At 66.0% G+C, this 14,133-nt stretch carries 16 protein-coding genes; 3 read left to right on the forward strand and 13 right to left on the reverse strand.

The window, feature by feature from the left end; genetic code table 11:
* Window positions 1-83 precede the first annotated feature (83 nt).
* The 3 genes from EWH21_RS04575 (at window position 84) to EWH21_RS04585 (ending at window position 1,805) form a co-directional block, all read left to right on the forward strand.
* On the forward strand, window positions 84-947 hold the full coding sequence (locus EWH21_RS04575) for an oxaloacetate decarboxylase (protein ID WP_037052663.1): 864 nt from the start codon (window positions 84-86) through the stop codon (window positions 945-947).
* Window positions 948-1,022: 75 nt separating this feature from the next.
* Window positions 1,023-1,289: a DksA/TraR family C4-type zinc finger protein gene (locus EWH21_RS04580; RefSeq protein ID WP_037052517.1), complete on the forward strand. Its 267-nt coding sequence runs from the start codon at window positions 1,023-1,025 to the stop codon at window positions 1,287-1,289.
* Window positions 1,290-1,361: 72 nt separating this feature from the next.
* Window positions 1,362-1,805, forward strand: coding sequence for a hemerythrin domain-containing protein (locus EWH21_RS04585; RefSeq protein WP_037052521.1), 444 nt, complete (start codon window positions 1,362-1,364; stop codon window positions 1,803-1,805).
* A 40-nt stretch (window positions 1,806-1,845) separates the two neighbouring features.
* On the opposite strand, the gene EWH21_RS04590 is transcribed toward EWH21_RS04585, so the two are convergent.
* The 13 genes from EWH21_RS04590 to EWH21_RS04650 all read right to left on the reverse strand — a co-directional run bounded on the left by EWH21_RS04590 (window position 1,846) and on the right by EWH21_RS04650 (window position 14,131).
* A complete protein-coding gene (locus EWH21_RS04590) occupies window positions 1,846-2,223 on the reverse strand; it encodes a DUF3592 domain-containing protein (RefSeq protein ID WP_277699916.1) in 378 nt (125 codons plus the stop codon).
* A 113-nt stretch (window positions 2,224-2,336) separates the two neighbouring features.
* Complete coding sequence (ureC, locus tag EWH21_RS04595; protein ID WP_277699917.1) at window positions 2,337-4,037, reverse strand: urease subunit alpha; 1,701 nt, start codon at window positions 4,035-4,037, stop codon at window positions 2,337-2,339.
* Between the two features lie 141 nt (window positions 4,038-4,178).
* Window positions 4,179-4,487 carry an urease subunit beta gene (locus EWH21_RS04600; protein WP_037052530.1) on the reverse strand — a complete coding sequence of 103 codons (309 nt, stop codon included), beginning with the start codon at window positions 4,485-4,487 and terminating at the stop codon, window positions 4,179-4,181.
* 7 nt (window positions 4,488-4,494) lie between these two features.
* Window positions 4,495-4,995, reverse strand: coding sequence for a GNAT family N-acetyltransferase (locus EWH21_RS04605; RefSeq protein ID WP_150607945.1), 501 nt, complete (start codon window positions 4,993-4,995; stop codon window positions 4,495-4,497).
* 2 nt (window positions 4,996-4,997) lie between these two features.
* On the reverse strand, window positions 4,998-5,300 hold the full coding sequence (gene ureA, locus EWH21_RS04610) for an urease subunit gamma (RefSeq protein WP_017678731.1): 303 nt from the start codon (window positions 5,298-5,300) through the stop codon (window positions 4,998-5,000).
* 84 nt (window positions 5,301-5,384) lie between these two features.
* Entirely contained in the window at window positions 5,385-6,221 is an 837-nt protein-coding gene (locus tag EWH21_RS04615) for an urease accessory protein UreD (RefSeq protein WP_277699918.1), read from the reverse strand.
* A 115-nt stretch (window positions 6,222-6,336) separates the two neighbouring features.
* Window positions 6,337-7,095, reverse strand: coding sequence for an SDR family NAD(P)-dependent oxidoreductase (locus EWH21_RS04620; RefSeq protein ID WP_037052541.1), 759 nt, complete (start codon window positions 7,093-7,095; stop codon window positions 6,337-6,339).
* A 248-nt stretch (window positions 7,096-7,343) separates the two neighbouring features.
* The gene (gene urtE, locus EWH21_RS04625) at window positions 7,344-8,042 is read right to left on the reverse strand and encodes an urea ABC transporter ATP-binding subunit UrtE (RefSeq protein ID WP_037052544.1); all 699 of its coding nucleotides are present in this window, start codon (window positions 8,040-8,042) and stop codon (window positions 7,344-7,346) included.
* A gap of 82 nt (window positions 8,043-8,124) precedes the next feature.
* Window positions 8,125-8,967 carry an urea ABC transporter ATP-binding protein UrtD gene (gene urtD, locus EWH21_RS04630; protein WP_080757063.1) on the reverse strand — a complete coding sequence of 281 codons (843 nt, stop codon included), beginning with the start codon at window positions 8,965-8,967 and terminating at the stop codon, window positions 8,125-8,127.
* A gap of 145 nt (window positions 8,968-9,112) precedes the next feature.
* The gene (gene urtC / locus EWH21_RS04635; RefSeq protein WP_047589862.1) at window positions 9,113-10,198 is read right to left on the reverse strand and encodes an urea ABC transporter permease subunit UrtC; all 1,086 of its coding nucleotides are present in this window, start codon (window positions 10,196-10,198) and stop codon (window positions 9,113-9,115) included.
* A 110-nt stretch (window positions 10,199-10,308) separates the two neighbouring features.
* The gene (gene urtB, locus EWH21_RS04640) at window positions 10,309-11,877 is read right to left on the reverse strand and encodes an urea ABC transporter permease subunit UrtB (RefSeq protein ID WP_277699919.1); all 1,569 of its coding nucleotides are present in this window, start codon (window positions 11,875-11,877) and stop codon (window positions 10,309-10,311) included.
* Window positions 11,878-12,085: 208 nt separating this feature from the next.
* Window positions 12,086-13,351 (reverse strand): urea ABC transporter substrate-binding protein, encoded by a 1,266-nt coding sequence (gene urtA / locus EWH21_RS04645; RefSeq protein WP_037052561.1) that lies wholly within the window; start codon window positions 13,349-13,351, stop codon window positions 12,086-12,088.
* Between the two features lie 75 nt (window positions 13,352-13,426).
* Entirely contained in the window at window positions 13,427-14,131 is a 705-nt protein-coding gene (locus tag EWH21_RS04650; RefSeq protein ID WP_150607951.1) for a GntR family transcriptional regulator, read from the reverse strand.
* Window positions 14,132-14,133: the final 2 nt, after the last annotated feature.

Genomic DNA, 14,133 nt, shown 5'->3' on the forward strand with positions numbered 1-14,133 from the left:
CGCTAGCATTCGTCACGTCTAGGCCATTACTAAAAAGAGAAAAAAGCGATTCAACCGACTTTGGAATACGCCCCATGCCCATCCTGCAACGTGCATCCCATCATGAGCTACGCAGCGCCTTTCGTGCCCTGCTGGCTTCCGACCGCTGCTACCACACCGCCTCGGTCTTCGATCCCATGTCCGCCCGCATCGCCGCCGACCTCGATTTCGAGGTCGGCATCCTCGGCGGCTCCGTCGCCTCGCTTCAGGTGCTGGGCGCCCCGGACTTCGCGCTGATCACCCTCAGCGAGTTCGTCGAGCAGGCCGCACGCATCGGTCGTGTGTCGCGCCTGCCGGTGATCGCCGACGCCGACCACGGCTATGGCAATGCGCTCAACGTCATGCGTACGGTGGTCGAGCTGGAACGCGCCGGCGTCGCCGCGCTGACCATCGAGGACACCCTGCTGCCGGCCCAGTTCGGACGCAAGTCCACCGACCTGATCTCTATCGAGGAAGGGGTCGGCAAGATCCTCGCGGCGCTCGAGGCGCGTGTCGACCCGGACCTGGCGATCATCGCCCGGACCCACGCCGGCGTACTGGAGGTGGACGAGGTGATCCGCCGTACCCGCGCCTACGAGGCCGCTGGCGCCGACGGCATCTGCCTGGTGGGCGTGAAGGACTTCGCCCATCTGGAGCAGATCGCCGCGGGCCTCAAGGTGCCGCTGATGCTGGTCACCTACGGCAACCCGGAGCTGCGTGACAACCAGCGCCTGGCGCGCCTGGGCGTACGTATCGTGGTCAACGGCCACGCTGCCTACTTCGCCGCGATCAAGGCCACCTACGACTGCCTGCGCGAGCAGCGCGGTGCCCAGCCTTGTGACCTCAACGCCACCGAGCTGACGCACAAGTACACCATGCCCGAGGACTACATCGTCTGGGCCAAGGAGTTCATGGAAGTCCGCGAGTAGCCCTGCCGATGGGCTGCGCTTGCACTTCGGGTTCACCGGGCGCATATCTGTGCGGTGAACTACAGGAGGCTGAGCATGGCCAGTGGCTGGGCGAACGACGACGCGGTACAGGAGCAGATCGACAGCAGCATCGAGGACGCCGTTGCGCGTGCCCGTAGCCAGCTGCCGAAAGGCGAGAGCCTGCGTCATTGCGAGGCGTGCGACGCGCTCATCCCCGAAGCGCGCCGCCAGGCGATTCCCGGCGTGCGCCTGTGCGTGACGTGCCAGGCCGAGCATGACCGCGAGAACGCCGCGTTCACCGGCTACAACCGGCGCGGCAGCAAGGATAGCCAGCTGCGTTGAACGAATGCGGCACCTCTCGGCGCGTCGAGGGTCTAGTTCTACTACGACCATCACTCAGGAAGAGGTGCCTGCATGACGATTTTCGAAGCGCTGCGACTCAGCCATGACCTTCAGCGCGAGCTTGCGCAGAAGCTGGTCGCCACCCACGGGGACAGCTCCGAACGCCACGCCCTGTTCGCCCAGCTCAAGCAGGAGCTGGCCGTGCATTCGGTGGCCGAGGAACGCCATTTCTACATTCCCCTGATGCAGCAGGATGCCGGCGTCGACCTGTCGCGCCATGCGATTGCCGAGCATCACCAGATGGATGAAATGATCGAGGACCTGGAGGCGACCGACCCCAGCAGCCCCAGCTGGCTGGCCCAGGCCAAGGCCCTGGCGGACAAGGTCGAACATCACCTCCGGGAAGAGGAACGCACCTTCTTCCAGATGGCCGGCAAGCTGCTGCGCGAACGGCAGAAGGAGCAACTGGCAGGTGATTACCTGAGCGCCTACGACGAGATGAAACAGGCCTCCTGAATCGGCCCGCCGGACAGGTTGCACCCGCTCTGCTGGCTGCTCAGCGTGAGCGCTGGCAGAGCACCAGCAGTGTGAAGGCCAGGCCGAGCAGACCGCACAGCAGTGGCTCTGCCCAGAGTGCGCCAAAGGCTTCCAGCCTCGCGCTGGGCGCGGGTTTTTCAGCGAGATAGAGCACCTGCACGGCTTCGCCTGCCTCGTAGCCGAAGATCAGCCCGCCTTGTGGATAGCTGTGCTGCCGGCCCTGTTCATCGGTAAAGCTGATCTGCGGGTGCGAGCCGCCAGCATTGAGCGCCACCACCTGGCCCGGCGCACGCTTCGCCTCGTCGAGAAAGGCGAGCGTATCCAGGTAGCCGTACAGGGTGGCGGTCAGTAGCAAGAGGCCGATGCCGAGAAACAGCGCGGATTTGAAACGGTGCATCCGTTGCGTCCTGTCATCCGTGAAAGAGCGCGCAGGTTAGCGAGGTTGCGTCCGGGTGGCCGTGATGTTGCTCACGCAGGCAGCGGGCGGATGCGCTCCGCCCGACTGTCCGTTCAGAACAGGAAGTAACGCTGCGCCATCGGCAGCACCTCGGCCGGTTCGCACCAGAGCAACTGGCCGTCGGCCTTGACCTGGTAGTTCTGCGCGTCGACCTCGATGCTCGGCAGGTAGCCGTTGTGGATCAGGTCGGTCTTCTGCACCTCGCGGCAGCCTTTGACCACGCCGATCTGCTTCTGCAAACCAAGCTGCTGCGGCACGCCGGCGTCGAATGCGGCCTGGCTGATGAAGGTGATGCTGGTGGCGTGGCGGCTGCCGGCATAGCTGGCGAACATCGGCCGGTAGTGCACCGGTTGCGGCGTCGGGATCGAGGCGTTGGCGTCGCCCATCAGGCTGGCGGCGATGGCTCCGCCCTTGAGGATCAGCGTCGGTTTCACCCCGAAGAAGGCCGGGCGCCAGAGCACCAGGTCGGCCCACTTGCCGACTTCGATGGAGCCGACCTCGTGGCTGATGCCGTGGGTGATCGCCGGGTTGATGGTGTACTTGGCGATGTAGCGCTTGGCGCGGAAGTTGTCGTTGCCCGGGGCATCCTCGGGCAACGGGCCGCGCTGCTGCTTCATCTTGTCGGCGGTCTGCCAGGTACGGGTGATCACTTCGCCGACACGGCCCATGGCCTGGCTGTCGGAGCTGATCATGCTGAACGCGCCGAGGTCATGCAGGATGTCTTCGGCGGCGATGGTCTCGCGGCGAATGCGGCTTTCGGCGAAGGCCACGTCCTCGGCGATGCTCGGGTCGAGGTGGTGGCAGACCATGAGCATGTCCAGGTGCTCGTCGATGGTGTTCTTGGTGAATGGCCGGGTCGGGTTGGTCGACGACGGCAGCACGTTGGGGAAGCCGCAGGCCTTGATGATGTCCGGCGCGTGGCCGCCTCCGGCACCCTCGGTGTGGTAGGTGTGGATGGTGCGGCCCTTGAAGGCGCCGAGGGTGGTTTCGACGAAACCCGACTCGTTCAGGGTGTCGGTGTGGATCGCCACCTGCACGTCGTACTGGTCGGCCACGCTCAGGCAGTTGTCGATGGCCGCCGGGGTGGTGCCCCAGTCTTCGTGCAGCTTGAGACCGATGGCGCCGGCCTTGACCTGTTCGATCAACGGCTCCGGCAGCGAGGCGTTGCCCTTGCCGGTGAAACCGAGGTTCATCGGGAAGGCATCGGCGGCCTGCAGCATGCGCGCCATGTGCCAGGGGCCCGAGGTGCAGGTGGTGGCGTTGGTGCCGGTGGCCGGCCCGGTGCCGCCACCGATCATGGTGGTGACGCCACTCATCAGCGCTTCTTCGATCTGCTGCGGGCAGATGAAGTGGATGTGGGTGTCGATGCCGCCGGCGGTGAGGATCATGCCTTCCCCGGCGATCACCTCGGTACCGGCGCCGATGGCGATGCTCACATCGGGCTGGATGTCCGGGTTGCCGGCCTTGCCGATCGCGGCGATACGCCCGTCCTTGAGGCCGACGTCGGCCTTGACGATGCCCCAGTGGTCGATGATCAGCGCGTTGGTGATCAGGGTGTCGACCACATCGGCGGCGCACAGCTGGCCCTGGCCCATGCCGTCGCGGATCACCTTGCCGCCGCCGAACTTCACTTCTTCACCGTAGGTGGTGAAGTCCTTCTCCACTTCGATCCACAGGTCGGTATCGGCCAGGCGCACCCTGTCGCCGACGGTGGGGCCGAACATGTCGGCGTAGGCTTGTCTGCTGATTTTCATATTCGCTTCCCTTGTGGTGCGAAGGCTGGCGCGTGTTTGTCTTTCTGTCTGTCAGGGCATGAGGCGCTGCGGTTCTTCTGTAGGAGCGGCTTTAGCCGCGAAACCGTTATCGCGGCTAAAGCCGCTCCTACAAACCTCACCTCAATCCAGGTCGCCCATCACGCGCCCGGCGAAGCCGAACACGCGGCGTGCGCCGCTCAGCTCGACCAGCTCCACCTCGCGGCTCTGCCCCGGCTCGAAGCGCACCGCCGTACCGGCCGGAATGTTCAGGCGCATGCCGCGTGTCGCCGCGCGGTCGAACAGCAGCGCATCGTTGGTTTCGAAGAAGTGGTAGTGCGAGCCGACCTGCACGGGACGGTCGCCACTGTTGGCCACGGACAGGGTCAGGGTGCGGCGACCGGCATTCAGCTCGATCTCGCCGTCGGCAATCTGGTATTCGCCGGGAATCATCAGGTGCTCACTCCAGAATCAGTTGCATGAAAGTCAGGTCCAGCCAGCGCTCGAACTTGCGGCCGACCTGGGGCATCTGCCCCGTGGTGACGAAGCCGAGGCGCTGGTGCAGGCGGATCGAGGCACTGTTCTCGGACTCGATGGCAGCGACCATGACGTGCAGGTCGGCGGCGCGGGCGCGCTCGATCAGCGCCTGCATCAGGGCCGGGCCAAGGCCACGGCCACGCTGGTCGGCGCGTACGTAGACCGAATGCTCGACGGTCTGACGAAAGCCCTCGATGCTGCGCCAGGTGCCATAGCTGGCATAGCCGAGCACCTCGTCGTCGGCGTCGCGCGCCACCAGCACGGGAAAGCCGCTGGCCGTGCGCTCGGCCAGCCAGGCGCGTCGGTTGGCCAGGTCCACCAGCGTTTCGTTCCAGATCGCCGTGGTGAACTCCACCGCGTCGTTGTATATGGCCAGGATGCCGGGCAGGTCGGCTTCGCTGGCGTCCATGATCGAGTAACTCATGCTCAGGCGATCGGCTGGTGGACGGTGACCAGTTTGGTACCGTCGGGGAACGTGGCTTCGATCTGGATTTCCGGGATCATCTCCGGCACGCCTTCCATCACCTGGTCGCGGCTCAGCAGGGTGGTGCCGAAATGCATCAGCTCGGCGACGGTCTGCCCATCGCGCGCGCCTTCGAGCAGTGCCGCGGAGATGTAGGCCATGGCCTCCGGGTAGTTCAGCTTCACCCCTCGGGCCAGGCGACGCTCGGCCACCAGGCCGGCGGTGAAGATCAGCAGCTTGTCTTTCTCTCTTGGCGATAGGTCCATGAGAACTCCAGTCAGATGGCGTGGCAGGGCAGCCCTGCGTGGCGAAAGTGGTGGGTGGCCAGCGATGGCTGAATGTTCATCCGCTCAGGTACTCCAGATCCGTGGCGGCACGGCTTCGCGGCCGAGCAGCGCCGGTCGCAGCAGGCGCCACAGGGCGATCAGCCAGGCGCGGGCCTTGAGCGCTTCGCTGGCCAGGCAGCGTGCGATCAACAGCCCGGACAACTGGCTGAGATCGCCACGTACGCCCGCGACCTGCACTTCACGGCAGCGCTCCAGCAGCTCGCCGGGCACCTCGCCGCCGACCAGCAGGGTGGCGAATACCGGCTGGCCATCGAGGCCGAGCGGCGAGTCGAGCAGGCCGTCGTCGCCCGTGACCCGCTGGCGCTCGTGCCACAGCAGCTTGCCGTCGCGGCGGATGTCCAGCGCGGCCTGGAAATGGCCGCTGCCGAAGCGCTCGTCGGCGGCCGGGCGGCCGAGGGCGATGATGTCCCAGTAGAACAGCCGGGCATCGCCCTGCAGCTCAATCTGCGTGTGCAGCTCGGCCTGGGCGCCGGCATAGAGGATGGTTTCCTGCGGCAGCCACTCCAGGGTGGCGCCGGCCGCAACGCTCAGGCGCAGATCCTGGCGGGCCACCTCGCTGGCGCGATACCACTTGGCTGCGCCCGGGCTGGTGAGCTGCACCCAGGTGTTCTCCCCGGCGTCTGCCGAGATGTCCAGGCGGTCGCCGCCGGCGATGCCACCGGGCGGGTGCACGATGATGTGCTGGCAGACCTGCGGCCCTTCGGCATACAGGTGCTTCTGCACCCTAAGTGGGCCGAGGTGGCGCCTCTGCACCGGGGTGGTGCGCTCGCCATGGCGTGCGTAGGCCAGTTCCAGTTCGGCGGGCCAGCTTGGCGTGAACAGGGCTGCAGGCAGATTCATGGTGGGGCAGGGATTCCACTCGATAGTTGACCGAGTGGGCAAGCAAGAGGCGTGCCCTGAACCAATTCGGTGCGCCGTTGCGGGCGCCGGCCTGAAGCGGTCGGCGCCGGGCGGGTCAGTCGCGATCCACGGCGAAGGACGACCAGGCCTGACGGCTCGGCATGATTTCCAGGCGGTTGATGTTGATGTGCGCGGGCAGGGTGGCCACGTAGAATATCTGCTCGGCGATGTCCTCGGCGCTGAGCGGCGTGGTGGTGCTGTACAGCGCGTCGGAAGCAGCCTGGTTGCCCTTGGTGCGGACCAGGGTGAACTCGGTTTCGGCCATGCCGGGCGCGATGTCGGTGACGCGCACGCCGGTGCTGACCAGATCGCAGCGCAGGTTGAAACCGAACTGTTTGACGAAGGCCTTGGTGGCGCCGTACACGTGGCCGCCCGGGTAGGGCCACTCGCCGGCGACCGAGCCGATGTTGATGATGCTGGTGCCCTTGCCGGTTTCCAGCAGCAGCGGCAGTACGGCATGGGTGACGTTGACCAGACCGGTGACGTTGGTGTCGATCATGGTGTGCCAGTCCTGCAGGGCCACCTTCTGCGCCGGTTCGGGGGCCAGGGCCAGGCCGGCGTTGTTGAGCAGCACGGTGACCTTGCGGAAGGCCTCCGGCAAGGCATCGACCATTCCTTGCACGGCCTCTGCGTCACGCACGTCGAGGGTGGCGATGTGCACGGGAACCTTGGCTGCCAGTTCGTCTCGCAGCGCCTGCAGGCGCTCCTCGCGGCGACCGGAAAGTACCAGCGACCAGCCGGCCTCGGCGAAACGGCGGGCGGCGGCGCGACCGAAGCCGGAGGTGGCGCCGGTGATGAAGATCACGTTGCTCATGGGGTGTCCTGTACAGGTTCTGGAGTGGAGGGTGACGCGGCGCTGCCGCAGCAGCGCTGGCCCCGGCAGTCGGGGCTTGGCGTGGGGCGAGGCGCACACGGCGTTCGCCACTGGCCCCGGTTACCGGGGCGGGCGGCCGCGGGCCGCTGCGGTGAGCGCCTGGAGGCCCGCCGGTAAGGGCAGGCCGGTACTGTCGCACAGATGATGCCGTGGTGTCAGGCGTCGCTGCGTACCGCCCGCGACCTGCCTCAGATCGCCACCAAGCCGCGTACGCCCTCGGCTTCCATGTTCTCGCCACGGCCCTGCTGGACGATCTCGCCACGGCTCATCACCAGGTACTGGTCGGCCAGTTCGGCGGCGAAGTCGTAGAACTGCTCGACCAGCAGGATGGCCATGTCGCCGCGCTCGGCCAGTTTGCGGATCACCGCGCCGATTTCCTTGATCACCGAGGGCTGGATGCCCTCGGTGGGTTCGTCGAGGATCAGCAGGCGTGGCTGGCTGGCCAGGGCACGGCCGATGGCCAGCTGTTGCTGCTGGCCGCCGGAGAGGTCGCCGCCACGCCGCTGCTTCATCTCGCGCAGCACCGGGAACAGCTCGTAGATGAATTCCGGGACGACCTTGGCCTGGCTGCCGGGAAACCGCGACAGGCCCATCAGCAGGTTCTCCTCCACGGTCAGGCGGCCGAAGATCTCGCGTCCCTGTGGAACGTAGGCGATGCCGGCGTGCACCCGCTGGTGCGGCTTGAAGCCGGTGATGGCCTTGCCTTCCCATTGCACGCTGCCGTCCTTGGCCGGGATCAGGCCCATCAGGCACTTGAGCAGGGTGGTCTTGCCCACGCCGTTGCGGCCGAGCAGGCAGGTGACCTCGCCGACCTTCACGTCGAACGACAGCCCGCGCAGGATGTGGCTGCCGCCGTAGTACTGATGCAGTTGTTGGACTTGGAGCATGATTCAATTCCTCGTTCTTGGCGCTGAAGGCTTCAAGCTGCAAGCCACAAGTAAAAGCGGCTTGAGGCTTGCAGCTGGCGCGTCAGCGCCCCAGATAAACCTCGATCACCCGCTCGTCGTTCTGCACCTGCTCCAGCGAGCCTTCGGCCAGCACGCTGCCCTGGTGCAACACGGTGACGTGGTCGGCGATCGAGCCGACGAAGCCCATGTCGTGTTCCACCACCATCAGCGAGTGCTTGCGTGCCAGTGACTTGAACAGCTCGGCGGTGAACTCGGTCTCGGCGTCGGTCATGCCGGCCACCGGTTCATCGAGCAGCAACAGGTGCGGCTCCTGCATCAGCAGCATGCCGATTTCCAGGAACTGCTTCTGGCCATGGGAGAGCAGGCCAGCCGGACGGTGGCGCGAACTTTCCAGGCGGATGGTGGTGAGCACTTCTTCGATGCGGTCCTTCTGTTCGCCGCTGAGCCTGGCGCGCAGGCTGGCCCACACCGACTTGTTGGTCTTCTGCGCCAGCTCCAGGTTCTCGAACACCGACAGTGCCTCGAATACCGTGGGTTTCTGGAACTTGCGGCCGATGCCGGCCTGGGCGATCTCCACCTCGCTCATGGCGGTCAGGTCGTACTGTTCGCCGAAGTAGGCCACGCCGTTGTCCGGGCGGGTCTTGCCGGTGATCACGTCCATCATGGTGGTCTTGCCGGCGCCGTTGGGGCCGATGATGCAGCGCAGCTCGCCGACACCGATGTACAGGGTCAGGTCGGTCAGCGCACGAAAGCCATCGAAGCTGACGTTGATGTCTTCCAGGGTGAGGATGGTGCCGTGACGGACATTGACGCCCTTGCCGACGGTCTTGCCGGTGTCCAGCGACAGGCCGGTGGGGTCGAAAGCGGCTTCGAGCATGGTTTCGGGTACCGGAGTAGCTCTCATTGATCCTTCTCCGTGGAGGTCGTCAGGAGCGCGTCGCGAGCATTTTCAGCTGCAAGGCGCGAGGCGCGCAGCGACGAAGCAGTACGAGTGGGTACGGTGAGGAGCGGGCACCGCGCAACGCCGCAGATGGAAAGCGCAGGAGCGATCATGATGACTTCCTCTGCAGCAGGCCGACGACGCCTCGCGGCAGGAACAGGGTGACGACGATGAACAGGGCGCCCAGGGCGAACAGCCAGTATTCGGGGAAGGCCACGGTGAACCAGCTCTTCATGCCGTTCACCAGGCCAGCGCCGAGCAGCGGGCCGATCAGCGTGCCGCGCCCGCCGAGGGCGACCCACACGGCCGCTTCGATGGACTGCGTCGGTGCCATTTCGCTGGGGTTGATGATGCCCACCTGCGGCACGTACAGCGCCCCGGCCAGGCCGCACAGCACGGCGGACAGCACCCAGATGAACAGCTTGTAGCCGCGCGGATCGTAACCGCAGAACATCAGGCGATTCTCGGCGTCGCGCAGGGCCGTGAGCACCCGGCCGAACTTGCTGCGCGCCAGGCGAAAGCCCAGGTACAGGCTGGCGACCAGCAGCAGCACGGTGGCGAAGAACAGCGCGGCGCGGGTGCCCTGCGCGGTGATGTCGAAGCCGAGGATGCGGGTGAAGCCGGTGAAGCCGTTGTTGCCGCCGAAGCCGGTCTCGTTGCGGAAGAACAGCAGCATGCCGGCGAAGGTCAGCGCCTGGGTCATGATCGAGAAATACACGCCCTTGATCCGCGAGCGGAAGGCGAAGAAGCCGAACACCAGGGCCAGCAGGCCGGGCGCCAGTACCACCAGGCACATGGCCCAGAGGAAGCTGGAGGTGCCGTACCAGTACCAGGGCAGCTCGTTCCAGGCGAGGAAGCTCATGAACGCCGGCAGGCCGTCGCCGGCGGCTTCGCGCATCAGGTACATGCCCATGGCGTAGCCGCCGAGGGCGAAGAACAGGCCGTGGCCCAGCGACAGCATGCCGGCGTAGCCCCAGACCAGATCCAGCGCCAGGGCGACGATGGCGTAGCAGAGGATCTTGCCCACCAGGGTCAGGCTGTAGGCCGTCACATGCAGGGCATGCTCGGCCGGCAGCAGGTGCAGCAGCGGCATGGCCAGCAGCAGCGCCAGTACCAGCACGCCGACGGCCATGCAGACGCGGGGGCCGAGCTTGGCGCTGGCGCGGGCCAGCAAGGTTTGGTTTAGCGCATTCATCAGTCGATCACTCATTCTTTATTGGCGTAGGGCGGGTGCAACCCGCCGCTGCAGCGATGGCCCGCTCGGGGTGGCGGGTTTCACCCGCCCCACGGTCGATGGGGCCACCATCAGTCGATCACCCGGCCCTTGAGCGCGAAGAGGCCTTGCGGACGTTTCTGGATGAACAGGATGATCAGCGCGAGGATGAGGATCTTGCCGAGCACGGCGCCGATCTGCGGTTCGAGGAACTTGTTCACCACGCCCAGGCCGAAGGCGGCCAGCACGCTGCCGGCCAGCTGGCCGACGCCGCCGAGCACCACCACCAGGAAGGAGTCGATGATGTAGCTCTGGCCGAGATCGGGGCCGACGTTGCCGATCTGGCTCAGGGCGACACCGCCGAGGCCGGCGATGCCCGAGCCGAGACCGAAGGCCAGCATGTCCACGCGACCGGTGGGCACGCCGCAGCAGGCGGCCATGTTGCGATTCTGCGTCACCGCGCGCACGTTCAGGCCCAGGCGCGTCCGGTTCAGCAGCAACCAGGTAAGGACCACGACAAACAGCGCGAAGCCGATGATGACGATGCGGTTGTACGGCAGCACCAGGTTCGGTAGCACCTGCACGCCGCCGGACAGCCAGGCCGGGTTGGCCACCTCGACGTTCTGCGCACCGAAGGTGACGCGCACCAGCTGGATCAGGATCAGGCTGATGCCCCAGGTGGCCAGCAGGGTTTCCAGCGGGCGGCCGTAGAGATGGCGAATCACCGTGCGCTCCAGCGCCATGCCGATGCAGGCGGTGACCAGGAAGGCGATTGGCAGCGCCGCCAGCGGATAGAGTTCGAGGTAGCCGGGAGCGAGCTTCTGGAAGGCCAGCTGCACCACGTAGGTGGTGTAGGCGCCGAGCATCAGCATCTCGCCGTGGGCCATGTTGATCACCCCGAGCAGGCCGAAGGTGATGGCCAGGCCGAGCGCTGCGAGCAGCAGGATCGAGCCCAGCGACAGACCGCTGAACGCCTGGCCGAGCAGCTCGCCGATCAGCAGTTTGTTCTTCACCTGTGCCAGGCTCTGCTCGGCTGCGGCGCGCACGTCGGCGTCGCTTTCGTCGCCGTCGAGCAGACCTTGCAGGCGGGTACGCGCCTGCGGGTCGCCGGTCTGCCCCAGGCGCTTGACCGCCGCCAGGCGCACCGCCGGGTCGGCGTCACTCAGCTGCAGGTTGGCCAGGGCCAGGGTGATGGCGTCCTGCACCGCGTCGTCCGCTTCGATGCTCAGGCGGCTCTCCAGCAGTGGCAGCAGGTTGGGCGGTGTGTTGCGCTGCAGTTGCCGGGCCGCCTCTAGGCGCACGGCGGCGGCATCGTCGAGCAGCTGATGGCTGGCGACGGCCACGCCGATCAGGCCGCGCAGGCGATTGTTCAGGCGCAGCTTGCGTGGTGTGCCGTTGGCTTCACCCTCGCCAACGGCGGCCTGCCAGGTGCCGTCCTGATCGATGAAGGCGCGCTTGTCGGCATCGCTGGCGACGCGACCCTGCTGCAGGGCCTGCAGCAGCGGCATGCGCTCGATGGTGGGGGCTGCCGCCCAGCCTTGCAGGAGCTTGGCCTGCTTGCTGGCGTTGGCTGCGGCGAAATCGTCGGCCTCGCCAGCCGTCGCGGCCAGTGGCAGCAACAGCAGCAGGCTGAGGAGAATTCGGGTAAGGGCAGTGGGCATAAGGTGTCCTTGGCGTAGCCCGGATGCAATCCGGGGTGAGCGTCCCGGACGTGCATCCGGGCTACGGCGGCCCTCTCCCTGGCCCTCTCCCCCTCTTCATGAAAGAAAGGGGGGAGAGGGGACCGGTACGGTGCAGTGCATCGCTCCGTGCCGCGTGTCTCCCCTCTCCCACATACGGGAGAGGGGCTGGGGGAGAGGGGCTTTTGCCTTAGTTCGACTTCACCGGGGTATCGGCTTTCTTGTCGTTGCCTTCGATGTACGGGCTCCACGGCTGGGCGCGGATCGGCCCCTCGGTTTCCCAGACCACGGAGAACTGACCGTCATCCTGGATTTCGCCGATCATCACCGGCTTGTGCAGGTGGTGGTTCTTCTCGTCCATCTTCAGGGTGAAGCCGCTCGGCGCGGCGAACTCCTGGCCGGCCATGGCCTCGCGAACCTTGTCGACGTCGGTGGTGCCGGCCTTCTCGACGGCCTGGGCCCACATGTGGATACCCACGTAGGTGGCTTCCATCGGGTCGTTGGTCACCACGGTGTCGGCGTTCGGCAGCTTCTGGGCCTTGGCGTAGGCTTTCCAGTCGGCGACGAACTTCTCGTTGACCGGGTTCTCCACGGACTGGAAGTAGTTCCAGGCCGCGAGGTGGCCGACCAGCGGCTTGGTGTCGATGCCGCGCAGTTCTTCTTCACCGACCGAGAAGGCCACCACCGGTACGTCGGTGGCTTCCAGGCCCTGGTTGGCCAGTTCCTTGTAGAACGGCACGTTGGAGTCGCCGTTGACGGTGGAGACCACGGCCGTCTTGCCGCCCGCAGCGAACTTCTTGATGTTGGCGACGATGGTCTGGTAATCGCTGTGGCCGAAGGGGGTGTAGACCTCTTCGATGTCCTTGTCGGCGATGCCCTTGCTGTGCAGGAAGGCGCGCAGGATCTTGTTGGTGGTGCGCGGGTAGACGTAGTCGGTACCCAGCAGGAAGAAGCGCTTGGCGCCGCCGCCGTCTTCGCTGAGCAGGTATTCCACCGCCGGGATGGCCTGCTGGTTTGGCGCCGCACCGGTGTAGAACACGTTCGGCGACATTTCCTCGCCTTCGTACTGCACGGGGTAGAACAGCAGGCCGTTGAGTTCTTCATAGACCGGCAGCACGGATTTGCGCGACACCGAGGTCCAGCAGCCGAAGGTCACGGCGACCTTGTCCTGAGTCAGCAGCTGGCGCCCGCGCTCGGCGAACAGCGGCCAGTTCGACGCGGGATCGACCACCACCGGTTCCAGTTGCTTGCCGAGCACGCCGCCCTTGGCGTTGATCTCGTCGATGGTCATCAGCGCCATGTCTTTCAGCGACGTTTCGGAAATGGCCATGGTGCCGGACAGCGAGTGCAGGATGCCGACCTTGATGGTCTCGGCGGCCTGGATGGACCAGCTCAGGCCCATGGCGGCGATGGAAGCGGAAAGGGTGAAGGCCTTGATCAGGCTGCGACGTTGCATGGTGCGATCTCCATTCACAAGTGTGAGTAAGTGGACAGCGTTGTTATGGGTCATGCAGTGAAGGTCATGGCTCGGTTATTCCGGCATCCGCTCCACGCGCTGTCTCGCGGCGTAAAGCTTGTGCAAGGTGATCGAATGCACCTCTGCCTGGCTGACCTCTATATGGCTCTTGAGCAATTGCTGTGCCTCTTCTGAGCGATGAGTCAGGATTGCCTCGAGAATCTGCCCATGCTCGGCGTAGGTCAGCTCGATGCGCCGCGCCTGGGTGAAGTCCAGCCGCCTTAGAATGCGGATCTTCTCGCTGACCTCGCGGTGTACGCGGGCCATCTCGCGGTTGCCGGCTGCCTCGAGCAGCTGGCAGTGAAACGCTTCGTCGAGGCGTGAAACGGCGCTGCCGTCCTGCAGTTGATTCTCTTTGCGCACCATCCAGGTGCGCGCGAGCGCTTGCAGTGCAGGGGGCTGTTCATCGTTGGGGCGCTGGCAAAGCCGGCGCACGGCGTCCAGTTCGAGCAGGATGCGCAGCTCGTACAGTTCGTCGAACTGCGCGAAGTCCAGTGGGCGCACCTGCCAGCCGCTGCGAAAGTGCACATCGAGAAAGCCCTCGCGCTGCAGGCGATGCAGGGCCTGGCGCACGGGGGTGCGGCTGGCGCTCATGCGCTCGGCGACCTCGCCTTCGGAGAAGCGGTCGCCGGGCATCAGGCGAAACTCGAAGATGTCGTCCTTGAGCCGAGCGTAGATACGCTCGGCCAGGCTCGGTGGACGTGGCGCGCTGCGCGACATGG

Source organism: Pseudomonas sp. REST10 (assembly GCF_029542605.1).
GTDB classification, from domain to species: Bacteria; Pseudomonadota; Gammaproteobacteria; order Pseudomonadales; family Pseudomonadaceae; genus Aquipseudomonas; species Aquipseudomonas khazarica.